The sequence below is a fragment of the Aeromonas sp. SER genome, from assembly GCF_038739615.1.
GTDB lineage: Bacteria > Pseudomonadota > Gammaproteobacteria > Enterobacterales > Aeromonadaceae > Aeromonas > Aeromonas jandaei.
Genome location: NZ_JBCGFC010000014.1, coordinates 66,153 through 80,845 on the forward strand (window position 1 = coordinate 66,153; position 14,693 = coordinate 80,845).

At 58.9% G+C, this 14,693-nt stretch carries 13 protein-coding genes; 8 read left to right on the forward strand and 5 right to left on the reverse strand.

Features of this window, described 5'->3' with window-relative positions:
• The first annotated feature begins 6 nt into the window (after positions 1-6).
• From AAHA41_RS18345 to parC, 7 genes are all read left to right on the forward strand, one after another.
• Positions 7-594, forward strand: a complete 588-nt coding sequence (locus AAHA41_RS18345) for a YqiA/YcfP family alpha/beta fold hydrolase (RefSeq protein ID WP_182926283.1) — start codon at positions 7-9, stop codon at positions 592-594.
• 2 nt (positions 595-596) lie between these two features.
• Positions 597-1,220 carry an NUDIX hydrolase gene (locus AAHA41_RS18350; RefSeq protein ID WP_323071293.1) on the forward strand — a complete coding sequence of 208 codons (624 nt, stop codon included), beginning with the start codon at positions 597-599 and terminating at the stop codon, positions 1,218-1,220.
• Positions 1,221-1,416: 196 nt separating this feature from the next.
• A complete protein-coding gene (locus tag AAHA41_RS18355; RefSeq protein ID WP_033113020.1) occupies positions 1,417-1,659 on the forward strand; it encodes a DUF1656 domain-containing protein in 243 nt (80 codons plus the stop codon).
• Positions 1,652-2,518 carry an HlyD family secretion protein gene (locus tag AAHA41_RS18360; protein WP_005343109.1) on the forward strand — a complete coding sequence of 289 codons (867 nt, stop codon included), beginning with the start codon at positions 1,652-1,654 and terminating at the stop codon, positions 2,516-2,518. Before AAHA41_RS18355 ends, AAHA41_RS18360 begins: the two co-directional genes overlap by 8 nt.
• Before the next feature lies 1 nt (position 2,519).
• Positions 2,520-4,529: an FUSC family protein gene (locus AAHA41_RS18365; RefSeq protein WP_323071295.1), complete on the forward strand. Its 2,010-nt coding sequence runs from the start codon at positions 2,520-2,522 to the stop codon at positions 4,527-4,529.
• Positions 4,530-4,644: 115 nt separating this feature from the next.
• A complete protein-coding gene (gene parE, locus AAHA41_RS18370; RefSeq protein ID WP_042032652.1) occupies positions 4,645-6,555 on the forward strand; it encodes a DNA topoisomerase IV subunit B in 1,911 nt (636 codons plus the stop codon).
• A gap of 83 nt (positions 6,556-6,638) precedes the next feature.
• Positions 6,639-8,933, forward strand: a complete 2,295-nt coding sequence (gene parC, locus AAHA41_RS18375) for a DNA topoisomerase IV subunit A (RefSeq protein ID WP_323071297.1) — start codon at positions 6,639-6,641, stop codon at positions 8,931-8,933.
• 176 nt (positions 8,934-9,109) lie between these two features.
• On the opposite strand, the gene AAHA41_RS18380 is transcribed toward parC, so the two are convergent.
• The 4 genes from AAHA41_RS18380 to AAHA41_RS18395 form a co-directional block, all read right to left on the reverse strand.
• Entirely contained in the window at positions 9,110-9,697 is a 588-nt protein-coding gene (locus AAHA41_RS18380) for a hypothetical protein (protein ID WP_042032648.1), read from the reverse strand.
• Positions 9,698-10,311: 614 nt separating this feature from the next.
• The gene (locus AAHA41_RS18385; protein WP_039214033.1) at positions 10,312-10,887 is read right to left on the reverse strand and encodes a disulfide bond formation protein B; all 576 of its coding nucleotides are present in this window, start codon (positions 10,885-10,887) and stop codon (positions 10,312-10,314) included.
• A gap of 9 nt (positions 10,888-10,896) precedes the next feature.
• Positions 10,897-11,055: a DUF5993 family protein gene (locus tag AAHA41_RS18390; RefSeq protein ID WP_005343116.1), complete on the reverse strand. Its 159-nt coding sequence runs from the start codon at positions 11,053-11,055 to the stop codon at positions 10,897-10,899.
• Between the two features lie 336 nt (positions 11,056-11,391).
• Positions 11,392-12,315: a LysR family transcriptional regulator gene (locus AAHA41_RS18395; protein ID WP_041209253.1), complete on the reverse strand. Its 924-nt coding sequence runs from the start codon at positions 12,313-12,315 to the stop codon at positions 11,392-11,394.
• A gap of 154 nt (positions 12,316-12,469) precedes the next feature.
• Here AAHA41_RS18395 and AAHA41_RS18400 point away from each other — a divergent pair, with 154 nt between their 5' ends.
• Positions 12,470-12,892 carry an ester cyclase gene (locus tag AAHA41_RS18400; RefSeq protein WP_323071203.1) on the forward strand — a complete coding sequence of 141 codons (423 nt, stop codon included), beginning with the start codon at positions 12,470-12,472 and terminating at the stop codon, positions 12,890-12,892.
• Between the two features lie 172 nt (positions 12,893-13,064).
• Here AAHA41_RS18400 and AAHA41_RS18405 read toward each other — a convergent pair whose 3' ends face one another.
• Positions 13,065-14,552: an oligopeptide:H+ symporter gene (locus AAHA41_RS18405; RefSeq protein ID WP_233267776.1), complete on the reverse strand. Its 1,488-nt coding sequence runs from the start codon at positions 14,550-14,552 to the stop codon at positions 13,065-13,067.
• Positions 14,553-14,693: the final 141 nt, after the last annotated feature.

Here is a 14,693-nt window from a genome sequence, read left to right on the forward strand (position 1 = left end):
GTCGTCATGAAGCCCGTTCTCCTCTACCTGCACGGTTTCAACTCCTCGCCCGGTTCAGCCAAGGCGCAGCAGATGGCTGCCTGGGTGGCAGAGCACAGACCCGATATCGAGGTGGTGATCCCAGCCCAGCCCAACACCCCGGCGGCGGCCTGGGCGGCCATCGAGCAGACCATCGCTGATCTGCAGAGCCGTTATGGCAACGAATTCAAGCTTGGCGCCGTGGGCAGCTCCCTCGGCGGCTTTATGGCGACCCGGGTCAGCGAGCAGTACGGCTGCCACGCGGCACTGATCAATCCGGCGGTGCGCCCCCACGAGCTCCTTTGTGACTACCTCGGCCCCCAGACCAATCCCTATACGGGGGAGCAGTACCAGCTGCTGCCTGAACATATGGACGAACTGCGAGCGCTGGCGGTACCTGTGGCTGCCCCCGAGCGGCTCTGGGTGCTGCAACAGCAGGAGGACGAGGTGCTCGACTACCGCAAGGCGCTGGACGAATACCGCTTTGCCCGCCTCTCGCTGGAGTGCGGCGGCGACCACGCCTTCGTGGCGTTCGAGCGCTACCCCGCCCAGATTATCCGTTTCCTCGGGCTTTAATCATGCAACCGCCGTTGGCCGCCTTTCTGGAACAGGTACTGGCCACGGCGCAAGCGGGCCTCACCTACTCCAAAGATCCCTTCGATATCGGCCGTTTCGAGGCGCTGCGAGCGGCCACCGTGGCCCTTATCGCCAACCAGAGCGAGCTGGCGCCGGAAGCCATTAGCGACTGGATTGCCCTCGACAGCGGTTATCCCACCCCCAAGCTCGATGTGCGGGCCTTCATTCAGAACGATGCGGGCCATATCCTGCTGGTACAGGAGCACAGCGACGACTGCTGGACTCTGCCCGGTGGCTGGTGCGATATCGGCGACTCGCTGGCGGATGCTGTGGTGCGTGAAGTGGTGGAGGAGACCGGCCTTGAGTGCCGTGCGGTGCAACTGCTGGCCCTGTTCGACAAGCTAAAACATCCTCATCCACCCCAGCTGCCTCACGCCCACAAGGCTTTCTTTCTGTGCGAGGTGACCGGCGGCCAGCTGCTGGGCGAAACCGATGAAACCAAAGGGGCGGGTTACTTCCCCATCGACGACTTGCCCCCGCTCTCCCACCATCGGGTGGTGGCCTCCCAGTTGCGCACCCTCCATGAGCACTTGCTGCAGGGGCGGCGCGATACCCTGTTTGATTGACATCTGAGAACGTGAACCCGTTCGAGCTGGGGGAGGTGCCGACGCGCGATGGCGTGCACCATCCAGCGGATCGACAGGTCTGAACAAAAGGGGCTCATATGTTCCTGTTGCACCCAGCGGGGCAGTGTTAATCTTTAGCGGCCTGTTTACTTTGCCTCGCCCGGGGCAGGGGATGGCCGAACTCTTCTGAACTTCACTGCCAACAGGGAGCACGTTTGTGACAACTCCTTCTGCGCTGCCGGATCTGGTACTGGGCGCCTCTCTCTACTTTCCGCCGCTGTTCAAGGCGGTGCTGCTCGGCCTGCTCTGCTGGCTGCCGGTGCACCATCTGCTGCGCGACTGGCTCTATGGCGGGGATGTCTGGCACCCCTTGCTGATGGATCTCTCCCTCTTTATCCTCGCCGTCAGCGGCGCTCTATGGATGCTGTTACATGGCTAAATCACCTCTCGCGACCCTCAAATACTTCTCCACCCTGCTGGTCTGTGCGCTGGCGCTGGCGGCGGGCTGGTGGCTGTGGAACTACTACATGCAGGGGCCCTGGACCCGGGATGGCAAGGTGCGCGCCGAGCTGGTCAGCATTACCCCCGAGGTGTCGGGCAAGATCATCAAGATCGCGGTGAAGGACAACCAGCTGGTGAAGGCGGGGGAGGAGATCTTTACGCTCGACCCCGAGCCCTACCGGATCGCCCTCGATAATGCCCGGGCGGCGCTGGCTAAGGCGAAATCGGATCTCGACAAGGCCGAGCACGAGGCGAACCGCCGTAGCGGCCTGTCGCGCAGCGTCATCTCAGCCGAGACGATGGACGAAGCGCGCCTCAATGCCCAGGCGATGCAGGCGGCCTATCAGGTGGCACAGGCCAATCTGGAGAAGGCGGAGTGGTCGCTGGCCAAGACCCGGGTGCATGCCGCGAGCGATGGCTACATCACCAACCTGCAGACCCGGGTCGGCAACTATGCCAGCGCCGGCGTGCCGCTGGTGGCGCTGGTGGATACTCACTCCTTCTATGTACAGGGTTACTTTGAAGAGACCAAGCTTGGCCACATAGCGCCGGGCAAACCGGCCGAAGTGGTGCTCTACAGCGGTGAACAGCGGTTGCGCGGCGAGGTGGAGAGCATAGGACGCGCCATCCACGATCAGAGCGTCGATGGCGGCAACGGTCTGCTGATCGACGTCAAACCCAACGTGCCCTGGGTACGGCTGGCCCAGCGGGTACCGGTGCGGATCAAGCTGCTGGATGTGCCGGCGGACGTGACGCTGATCGCCGGTACCACCTGCACCATTACCATTGGCGAGTAGGGTGAGCGAGTCGTTCTGGCTGCGTACCCCCTGGGGGAGGGCGACAGGGGGGCAGTGGCGTTATGCCCTGCGCAATGCCCTGGCCATGTGCCTGTCGCTCTGGCTGGCCTTCGTGCTGCAGCTCGACTCTCCCTACTGGGCGATGAGCTCGGCCGCGGTGGTGAGTTTTCCCACCGTGGGCGGGGTGATCAGCAAGAGTCTGGGGCGGGTGGTTGGCAGCCTGATGGGGGCGATGGCGGCGGTGGTGATCACCGGTCTTGGCATCAGCGATCCCTGGCTGTTCAGCTTCCTTATCGCCCTCTGGCTGGGCTTGTGCACCTACATCTCCAACCACTATCAGAACAACGTCTCCTACGCCTTCGCCCTCGGCGGTTACACAGCCGCCATCATCGCCTTCTCCTGCGTCAATGTGGCGGATCCCCACCATATCTTCGATATTGCCCAGGCGCGGGTGAGCGAGGTGATCATCGGCATCCTCTGCGGTGGCCTGATGATGATGATCCTGCCCAGCACCTCGGATAGCGAAACTCTGCTGGAATCCCTGCGCAAGAGCCAGACCCGCCTGCTGGAACATGCCCAGCTACTCTGGCTGGGGGAGATGACGCCCGAGGTTCGCAGCTCCCACGAAGGGCTGATCGGCCAGATCCTCACCATGAACGTGCTGCGCATACAGGCGGTCTGGAGCCATCACCGGCTGCGGCGCCAGAACCGGCTGCTCAACTTCCTGCTCCATCGCCAGCTGCGGCTCATCAGTCTTATCTCCAGCCAGCGGCGCATGCTGCACAACTGGCCGGAACAACCGGAGGGCATTCAGGCGCTGCTCGCCACCCTGCTGACCGAGCTTGGCAAGCCGGAGTGCGACAAGTATCGGGTCGCGAGGTTGTTGGCTCCCCTGATGCCGACCAGCGAGCATGATTATCGACTGCGCACCTTTTTGCTGCGGCTGCGCCATTTCTGCTGGAGCTATCTGGAGTGTCAGCGCTGGCTTGACCGGTTGACCCGTTACGACGATCAGGAGTGGCCGGCGCCGCCGCACCACTCTTCGCTCACCAGCCACACCGACACGCTGGAGGCTGCCTATAACGGCGGGCGTACCTTCCTCTGCGTGCTGCTCGGCTGCACCTTCTGGATCAACAGTCAGTGGGATGCGGGCAGCTCGGCGCTCACCATGCTCTCCATCTGCTGCGTGCTCTACTCGGCGACCCCGGCCCCGGCCCAGGGGGCCAACACCATGCTCAGGGCGATCCTGCTGCTCAGCCTCATCTGCTTTGCGGTCAAGTTTAGCCTGATGATCCGCATCGACGACTTCTGGATCTTCTGTCTCTTGCTCTTTCCGGCGCTGCTCACCATGCAGCTCTGCAAACAGCAGCAGGTGCGGCAGGCGGGCCTCTGGGGCCAGATGATCGTGCTGCTCGGCTCGTTTCTCGCCATCACCAATCCGCCCAGTTACGACTATCAGCAGTTCATCAACAGCAGCCTCGCCCAGATGCTGGGGGTGATGAGCGCCGCGCTGGCGTTTCAGCTGCTGCGACCCAGCTCGGATCGGCGCAAGAGCCGCCGGATTATCCGCTCCCTGCGCCGCCACTTCATGGATCAACTGGAGCCAGCCCCGCGCCAGAGCGAGAGCCAGTTCGAGTCGCTGATCTACCACTGCATCAGCCAGCTCGGTCAGAGTCAGGATCAGACTGCCCGCCTCTGGGTGTTGCGCTGGGGCGTGGTGCTGCTCAACTGCAGCCATATCGTCTGGCAGCTGCGCCAGTGGCGCGGTGACGAACATCCTCTCTATCTGGTGCGTGACAACTGTATCCGCAGCCTGAAGGGGATCCTCACCGAGCAGGGGGTGCAGCACGCCTCCCTAGACCGCACGCTGGCCGAGCTGCAGCGGATCAGTCAGGGGCTGGCCAACCATGGCGATGGCACGGCGCGAGAGCTGGCAGGCATGGTGTGGCGGCTGCAAAGCTCGCTCTCCCAGCTGCAACAGGCGCTGCCGGGCCCTGCCGAGGGGAGCTGAAATAGCCTCCGGAGGGGCACAATCCCCTCCGGATCACCCTTTCCCGCAGCCAAGTTTGTCCAATACCCTCCCAACGAGTAAGATTCTCCCCAAACGTCAATTCGCAAGGCCCTCCATGTCTACTCAATACAATGCGGATGCCATTGAGGTCCTCAATGGCCTTGAACCGGTGCGTCGCCGCCCCGGCATGTATACCGACACCACCCGGCCCAATCACCTCGGCCAGGAGGTCATCGACAACAGCGTCGATGAAGCGCTGGCAGGTCACGCCCGCAATCTGGAGGTGATCCTGCATGAAGACCAGTCCCTCGAAGTGATCGACGACGGCCGCGGCATGCCGGTCGATATTCACCCGGAAGAGGGTGTCAGCGGGGTGGAGCTGATCCTCTGCAAGCTGCACGCGGGCGGCAAGTTCTCCAACAAGAACTACCAGTTCTCCGGCGGTCTGCACGGGGTGGGTATTTCGGTAGTAAACGCCCTCTCCGATCGGGTCGAGGTGACGGTGCGTCGCGATGGCCAGGTCTATGACATCGCCTTCGAGCGTGGCGAGAAGGTGCAGGAGCTGACCATCACCGGCACCTGCGGTCGTCGCAACACCGGCACCCGGGTGCGCTTCTGGCCGCAGGCGAGCTACTTCGATTCGCCCAAATTCTCGGTCACCAAGCTGGAGCACCTGCTCAAAGCCAAGGCCGTGCTCTGCCCCGGCCTCACCATCAAGTTCCTCGACAAGAACACCGGCATCAAGCTGGAGTGGTGCTACGAAGATGGCCTCAAGGATTATCTGGTCGACGCGGTCAAGCAGTTCACCTGCCTGCCGGAGCAGCCCTTTATCGGCTCGTTCAGTTCCGAACAGTCGGCGGTGGACTGGGCCCTCTGCTGGTTGCCGGAAGGGGGCGAATGCCTCGCCGAATCCTATGTGAACCTCATTCCCACTGCGCAGGGCGGTACTCACGTCAACGGTCTGCGTCAGGGCCTGCTCGACGCCATGCGCGAGTTCTGCGAGTTCCGCAACCTGTTGCCGCGCGGGGTCAAGCTGACTCCGGAAGATATCTGGGATCGCTGTGCCTACATCCTCTCCATCAAGATGCAGGATCCGCAGTTCGCCGGTCAGACCAAGGAGCGCCTCTCCTCCCGTCAGAGCTCGGCGTTTGTCTCTGGTGTGGTGAAGGATGCCTTCAGCCTCTACCTGAACAGCAACACCGAGCTGGCGGAGCAGATCGCCGAGCTCTGCATCTCCAGCGCCCAGCGCCGGATGCGTGCCGCCAAGACGGTGGTGCGCAAGAAGATAACCCAGGGCCCGGCGCTGCCCGGCAAGCTGACCGACTGTGGCTGCGCCGACCCCATGCAGGGGGAGCTGTTCCTGGTGGAGGGTGACTCCGCGGGTGGCAGTGCCAAGCAGGCGCGGGATCGCGAGTTTCAGGCCATCATGCCGCTGCGCGGCAAGATCCTGAACACCTGGGAGGTGGAGGCCGGTCAGGTGCTCGCCTCGCAAGAAGTTCACGACATCTCGGTCGCCATCGGTCTTGACCCCGACTCCAACGACCTCAGTGGCCTGCGCTACGGCAAGGTGTGCATCCTCGCGGATGCGGACTCGGACGGTCTGCATATCGCCACCCTGCTCTGCGCCCTGTTCGTAAAACACTTCCGTGCGCTGGTGGAGAAGGGCCATGTGTATGTCGCCATGCCGCCGCTTTACCGGATCGATATCGGTAAAGAGGTCTACTACGCCCTCGACGAGGACGAGAAGAACGGTGTGCTGCAGCGGGTCGAAGCCGAGAAGAAGAAGGGCAAGGTGATGGTGACCCGATTCAAGGGCTTGGGTGAGATGAACCCGAAACAGCTGCGGGAAACCACCATGGATCCCAACACCCGCCGTCTGGTGCAGCTCACCATGGATCCGGCAGGGGAGAGTGAAGGGGATGCAGCTGACGAGACCCTGCAGCTGATGGACATGCTGCTGGCCAAGAAGCGGGCGAGCGATCGCCGCGAATGGCTGGAAGAGAAGGGCAACCTCGCCATCATCTAAGCCGTCGGCCGGCCCTGTCGGGGCCGGCAAGCATTTAGCCGGAGTCGCCCTGTGGCGGCTCCCGAACCGAAAGAGAAAATCACATGAGTGATGCTATCGAGCTCAGTCTGGACGGGGTAGAGCGCCAGCCAATGCGCACCTTTACCGAACAGGCTTACTTGAACTACTCCATGTACGTCATCATGGATCGGGCCTTGCCGCATATCGGCGACGGCCTCAAACCGGTGCAGCGGCGCATCATCTACGCCATGAGCGAGCTGGGTCTGTCGGCGCTCTCCAAGCACAAGAAATCCGCCCGTACCGTGGGTGACGTGCTGGGTAAGTACCACCCCCACGGCGACAGCGCCTGTTATGAAGCCATGGTGCTGATGGCCCAGCCCTTCTCCTACCGCTACCCGCTGGTGGACGGTCAGGGTAACTGGGGGGCGCCGGATGATCCCAAATCCTTCGCCGCCATGCGTTATACCGAAGCGCGCTTGTCGCGCTTCTCCGAGCTGCTGCTCTCGGAACTTGGTCAGGGCACGGTGGAGTGGACGCCGAACTTCGACGGCACCATGAAGGAGCCGGTGGTGCTGCCCGCCCGCCTGCCGCACATTCTGCTCAACGGGGTGACCGGTATCGCGGTGGGGATGGCGACCGACATCCCGCCCCACAACGCGCGGGAAGTGGCCTACGCCTGCGCCGAGCTGCTCGACAACCCCAATGCGGGGCTCGATGTGTTGATGCAGCACATTCAGGGGCCGGACTACCCGACCAACGCCGAGATCATCACCCCGCGCGATGACATCCGCAAAATCTACGAGACCGGCAAGGGCTCCATCAAGCAGCGGGCGGTCTGGAGCGAGGAGGATGGCGACATCGTCATCACCGCGCTGCCCCATCAGGCCTCCGGCGCCAAGATCATGGAGCAGATTGCCGCCCAGATGGTGGCGAAAAAGCTGCCGATGGTCACCGACCTGCGCGATGAATCGGACCACGAAAACCCGACCCGTCTGGTGATCGTGCCGCGCTCCAACCGGGTGGATGTAGAGGGGCTGATGGCCCACCTGTTCGCCACTACGGATCTGGAGAAGAACTACCGGGTTAACCTCAACATTCTCGGCCTCGACAACCGGCCGCAGGTGAAGTGCCTCAAGACCATCCTCAGCGAGTGGATCCAGTTCCGCCGCGAGACCGTGCGTCGCCGTCTGCAGTTCCGCCTCGACAAGGTGCTGGCTCGCCTGCACATCCTCGAAGGCTTGCTGATCGCCTACCTCAACATCGACGAGGTGATCGAGATCATCCGTACCGAGGATGAGCCGGGCAAGGTGATGGTGGAGCGCTTCAACATTACCGAGACCCAGGCCGAAGCGATCCTCGAGCTGAAACTGCGCCATCTGGCCAAGCTCGAAGAGTTCAAGCTGCGCGCCGAACAGAACGAACTGGCCGAAGAGCGCGACAAGCTGGAGCTCATTCTGGGCTCCGAGCGCCGTCTCAACACCCTGCTCAAAAAAGAGCTGCTGGCCGATGCCGAGAAGTACGGCGACGATCGCCGCACCCCGCTGGTGGAGCGTGCTACTGCCGTGGCGCTGACCGAGAAAGAGCTGGTGCCGAGCGAGCCGGTCACCGTCATCCTCTCCGACAAGGGGTGGGTGCGCGCCGCCAAGGGCCACGATGTGGATGTCGAGGGGCTCTCCTACAAGGCGGGGGACAACTACCTGACCCACGCCTTTGGCCGCAGCAACCAGCAGGCGGTGTTCCTGTCGAACTTTGGTCGCACCTACTCGCTGGAGGCGCACACCCTGCCCTCCGCCCGCAGTCAGGGCGAGCCGCTCACCGGCCGCTTTGCACTGGGCGCCGGTGAAGAGGTACGTCATCTGGTGATGGGCAACGAGGGTGAGCCGTATCTGATCGCCAGCGACGCCGGTTACGGCTTTGTCTGCACCTATGACGATCTCATCGGCAAGAACAAGAACGGCAAGGCGCTGCTCACCGTGCCGGAAGGGGGTCTGGTGATGGCGCCCCAGAAGATTGGCTCGCCGGAGACCGATCTCTGTATGGCCATCTCCAACGAGGGGCGCATGCTGCTGTTCCCGATGAACACCCTGCCGGTGCTCGGCAAGGGCAAAGGCAACAAGCTCATCAGCATCCCCTCGGCGCGCGTCAAGGCGCGGGAGGAGTTTGTGGTGATGGCTGCCGTCATCCCGCAGGGCCAGTCGGTCACTCTGTTTGCCGGCAAGCGCAAGCTGACCCTCAAACCCTCTGATCTCGACTACTACCGCGGCGAGCGCGGCCGCCGCGGCGCCAAGTTGCCCCGCGGTTTGCAGCGTGTCGATCGTATCGAGATTGAACCCGCCGCCGGAACCGAACCGGCAACCGGGGAAAATCAGGAAGGGTAATTAATATAGAAGGGCACGAAAGTGCCCTTCTTATTTTAACTTTCCCATTGAAAAATTAGATATGTCAGGAATGATACATTCTATATAATTCATGGCCTGAATAAATCTAGGATTAAATTAAAGACGTTGCTTAATGTTGCATTGTCCTCTTGTGTGATATTTATGTTTTTTAAGAATTAATTTCTGGTTGCTGAAAATCGATAGTGTTTACTGATTTTTTTAACTTCATGCTCTATTTTAATTAGTTCTAGACGTTTTATTTTTAAATCTAGCAAAGTGAGCTCATTAGTTGGCTTTTGAATGTTTGTATACCAACCGGAAAACCCAAAAACTAATAAGGCGCATGATAAAGACTCTATAAACATAAATATGTAATATATTACACCATTAAAAACCCAATCAATGTTATCTCTTAGTGGTTGTGATAATGTTTTGAATTTATCATATTCCTGAATTGTGGAAATCTCATTTTTCTTAATGATCTCCAACAACTCTAACTCATCTTGTAAATTTTCCTTTTTGATTTCTTTGTATCGGCACTCATCTACCTTTCCTGCTTTTATAGCGTTAATTCTGCAATCTATTTCTTTGATGGACTTATCTGCAAGTCGTGCCTGGCCCATTAAAGTTGTCGTTTTTTGCATGTTAGATATCTGAAATGTAAGATAAACATAGCAAGCTAAACTAAATATTATTATTAGCATTCCTGAAATGGCTGAAAATTTATACAGGCTATCTGTAGGGGGCGTCGGTAGTATATTCATTTTGGACTCTTTATTGGTTTGTTTAACATGCGATGTCAATTCTATAATATTATTCATTTTACACATAGGATCGATGTGATAAAAAGGTCAGGGTATTAGGTTTTATTATCGATGCGTAATCAGACGATCGCGAAAACAGGTTGCCGCTATTCTGTTAGTGCACCAGCTGATCTCTTCTCTATGTCCATCGCCACCGGGATTGAGGTGTGGACGATTACGCTTCGCTAATCGACTCTACTTCTCTCTGTTTTCTTTAACGCTCTGCGGCTTGTCGGTGGCTTCTGTTGTGATGGTTTGCTCCCCCTCATCCCCGACCCTTCTCCCTTTATCTATGGCAAAGAGTGGGAGAAGGGAGCAGAGATCACAGCCATTGATAGTGACCGTGGTATGGCGTGATAGCTAAGGGTGACAGTTATGACTACAGGTTGGCAGGCGCTGATCCCCTCTCCCCTTGGGAGAGGGTCAGGGTGAGGGGAGGTAACCGTAGGGTGCAATGAAATTGCACCGCTATTGAATCCGCGAGGTTGCCGCTGCAATGGGCCGGGTTTGTTGCGCCTTTCGGCAATATAGGGCGGCAATAAAAGGTGGCGGACTGGCCGCCACCTTGAGGGGGATTAACGCAGGCTCAGCAGCTCATAGATAACGGGATTATCGGCGCACTGTCCCGCGCCGCACTCCAGCACGGTAGAGATCAGGTTTGCCGCAATCAGCAAGACAAACAGCAGGGAGGCGATACGCCCCCAGCGCGCCAGATCCAGCTTGGGCAGCGCAATAGCGAGCCCGTCCCGCACCATCAATATCAGGGCGACGGCCAGGATGATCAGCAGGGCGCTGACCAGTGACCAGCTATAAAAGTGCAGCCCGAGAAAGGTGGAACCATAGCCGGGATCGCCGGGCAGAATATGCAGCAGCACCTGTCTGGCACCGATCATGGCGGTGGTCAGGGCGCCGACAATCACGATGCCGTAGTGGGCTCCTTTTGCGCCAAATTGCAGGTTGAACATAAAGCCGAAACCGGCGACGACCAGGCCGACCCGCTGCAATAAACACAAGGGGCAGGGGAGTTCGGCCAGATAGAGCTGGTAATAGAAGGCGACGATCAGGGTCAGGCAGATGCCCGCCAGCCCCAGCGTATCGAGCAGCTGGGGCAGATCACTCTTCGCGGCGGTGGCAGAGGTCGAAAGGCTCATGGCGGGCTCCTAGAACGAGAGGGTGAGCGGGTCGGTCACATGGTGCATAAAGGAGAGCAGGGTCACCACCAGCAACAGAGCCCAGAGCAGATAGGAGGCGCCGCGCTTGTTCAGCAAGATGCTGATCCCCGTTATCAGCGCCAGCAGGAAGGGTAAAAACATATACATCTCATCTCTCCTTATCGTGGTGAGCCGGGCTCACAAGGCTTTGAGTATATGGCGGGCGGCATAGGGCGACTCCGATAACTGCGGTCGCTATATGGCTCCGACTTCACTCATCCTACCCCTGTCGGCGGGAAATACCTACCTGGCGGCTGACGCTGTGCAGAATCCCCTTACCCCCGAGCTGCGCGATTGTTTCATCAGTGCGACAGTAAAAAATATATTGGTTTCTTTGGTGCAAAAATAACCATAGGCGTCGCACCGTCAGCCTGAAACGAACCCGCTATGCCGCCAAAAGCTGAGGCCCCGCCATCCATGATTGCGGGGCCATTTTCGAGACGATCAGCAGGCGCAGACGTGGCGCCAGCGCTGCTCATAATCGAACTGTTGAAACTCCTCCTTGATAAATTCGATAAACACCCTGGTCTTGGACGGAATAAAGTTTCTGTTCGCATAGGCCATGCCGATGGAGAGGTCGGGCAGTGTCCAGTCGGTGAGTACAGGTTTAAGACGCTGGCTGCGTAATTCGTCATAAATGGCATAAACGGGCTGTGCCAGGATCCCCATGCCGTTTTTGGCATTGGCGAGCAGGATCTGGGCGTCGTTGGACTCAATGGTGGGAGTGGTTGGCACCCGTAATTTTATCGAGCCCTTCATCATGGTCAGCTCTCCGGGATTGTGATAGCTGTAGAGCAACAGTTGGTGTTTTTTCAGATCGTGCGGCGTTTCCGGTTCGCCATAATGCTCAATATATTCAGGAGAGGCCGCCAGAATACGCGGTGCAGTGGCCAGAGGTTGAATAATCAGGCTGGAGTCCGGCTCAGACTCTCTTGAGCGAATACTGATGTCGATATTGTTTTCGATAATATCCAGATAGCGATTATTGGCAATCAACTCGACCTGAATGCCGGGATATTTCGCCATGAATTTCGGTATCAAGGGGGAGATGACATTCAGCATCAGTGACAGCGAAGCCGTCAATTTCAAGACCCCGGTTGGCATTCCAGTCTTGATACTGACTTCATCGATGGCTTCTCGCATCTCATTCAGCGCTGTTTTGCAGCGGGCATAGAAGTGTTCACCGATTTCAGTGACAAACAGGCGCCGGGTCGTTCGCTCGACGAGCCGTGCATTGAGTCGCTGCTCCAGTGCGGCCAGATGCCTGCTGGCTGCAGGGTTGGACAAGCCCAGTGCATCTGCGGCCTTGCTGAGACTCCCCAATTCGACCACCTGCACAAAGACTTCATATTCAGTCCATCTATCCATGGATTTTTCCTGATTTTATAAAAGAGATTTCCTGTTATTGCATTTATCATCTCCTGCCGGATTTGTACTATGGCCCCGTCTGGCAGTAACAGATATTCCATGCATCATATTTTCTAGTTAAATTGGATGTCAATTAATAAAACGGGAGTCGCCTGTGAAAAATAACGTCGATACAGTCATTAATTACTTTAAATATTGCGTAGATGGCAAGGATGTTGAACGGGTGAGTGAATATTTCTCGGAAGATCTTTGTATATTCAGACCTGACTGCGCAGAGCCTATTACCACCCTTGAGCAATTTAAAAAGTCATTGTCAGCCTGTGTGGTCGACCGTTATGAGTCTATTGAAACCTCCTTTCAGAAAATAATGAGCTCGGAAGACGAGGTATTCGTTGCATTGACCCACGTCGCCAAAGGCTCAAATACCTGGAAAGGATTCGATGTCACTGGCAAGGATGTGACCTGGAGTGCCTTGACCTATTTCAGATTCAACGCCGAGGGCAAGGTGGTGGAGGAGATCGTCGAGCGCAACGAGCTGGCCATGGCCAAGCAGCTGGGGATCGTTGACTTCGCCTGAAACAGGGGTGACTACTGATTTCAGGTCTGAACTATCAGAGGAAAGCCAAGGCAGTGCTACGGCTCGGTCTATTGCCTGACGGTCAGTAAAAGAGGGCCCTGCAACTGGAGTTGCGGGGCCCTTGCTCTTGCCTGTTGATCACGCCGCCATTATTGCAGGCGGTGCAAGCCCATCAGACGGGGATAGCTGTCGCCGCCGGTTGCGGGGTGATTTTCGAGGCGATCAGCAGGCGCAGACGGGGCACCAGCAACAGCAGGACGATCCCGCCCGCCATCGAGCCCCAGCCGAGCATGTTGAACACCGAGCTGTAGCCCGGGTTGGTGGCCACCGGAGAGCTGCCGATATTCTGCGGCATGGCGCTGGAGACATAGCCCGCCAGCACCGAGGCAACGCCGGTCACCATCATCCAGCAACCCATCAGCAGGCCTTGCAGGCTGGCGGGGGCCAGCTTGCCAATCATGGCGTAACCGATGGGGGAGATGAGCAGCTCGCCGAAACTCTGCAGCACATAGCTGATGGCGATCCACTTGAAGGCGACCAGCCCGTCGGCCCCCGCCAGATGGATGCCGAGCGGCAGCACCAGCATGCCGAGCCCCATGCAGAACAGGGAGGCGGCAAACTGGGAGGGGATGTCGATATTCCACCCCTGTTCGCGCAGTCGCTTGAACAGCAGCGCCATCAGGGGGCCACCGATGACGATGACGAGGGTGTTGATGTTCTGGATCCACTGGGGGGCGACCCGCAGCCCGAACACGTTGAGGTTGATGTTGTGCTCGGAGAAGAGCATCAGCCCCATGGGCGCCAGCTGGTAGAGCGACCAGAAGATGAGGGAGCCGAGGGCGAGGATCAGGTAGGCCACCATGCGGCTGCGCTCGGCGGCGTCCGGATGGCGGGCTGTCATCACGCAGAGCAGCACCAGCACCACAGCCCCCAGGATCAGCACGAAGCTGCCGCTGAAGCTGGCGTGGGTCAGCAGCAGACGCAGCGCCGGCACCAGCATGGCCAGAATGGCGATACCGGCCAGCATGCGGCGGTAGAAGCCGCTCCCTTTGACATGGCGCAGCGGGGTGCTGATATCCGCCAGAATGGGCCAGCAGGCGAAGGTGGCGATGATGGCGATGATGTTGCCCAGCGTCGCAAACAGGAACAGGGTGCGGTAATCCTCGGTGAGCTGGAAGTAGCCCGCCACCGTAAAGCCGATAAAGAAGCCCAGATTCATCCCGGCGTAGTTCCACAGGAAGGCGCTCTCGCGGCGGTGATCATCCGGGGCGAAGCGCTGGGTCAGCATCATGTTGAGGCAGGTGACGTTGAGGCCGCTGCCGGTAAGGAACATGGCGAGCCCCCAGTAGAGGCCGGTGATCCCCATCTCGGCGATGAAGTAGCAGCCGATCACCTGCAGCACCATCCCCATCACGAACAGGTTGCGGTTGCTGAGGTAGCGCCCGCCGAGATAACCGCCAAACAGGTGCAGGCCATAGTTGAAGGCCCCGAAGACCCCCATCATGGCGTTGGCCTGGGATTCGCTAAAGCCGAGCCGCTTGGTGGCGTAGAGCACCAGCGTGGAGTAGAGCACGGCAAACCCCAGGGTCGAGAAGGTCTGGATAAAGAACAGCGCCCCGGAGCCGGGGGGAATGGTGGGGTGTTGATTCGAAGCGCTCACGGTCTGTCTCCTGTGAGAGAAGAAAGTCATAACTCGTCCTGAGAGCGTACCGGTCTGCTGCCGGCTAGCCTTGTGCGCTTCCATGCTGGTCTGAAGGCCGGTCTGTCATTTAGCGGCCAAGCGGTGCAAATAGCCATACCT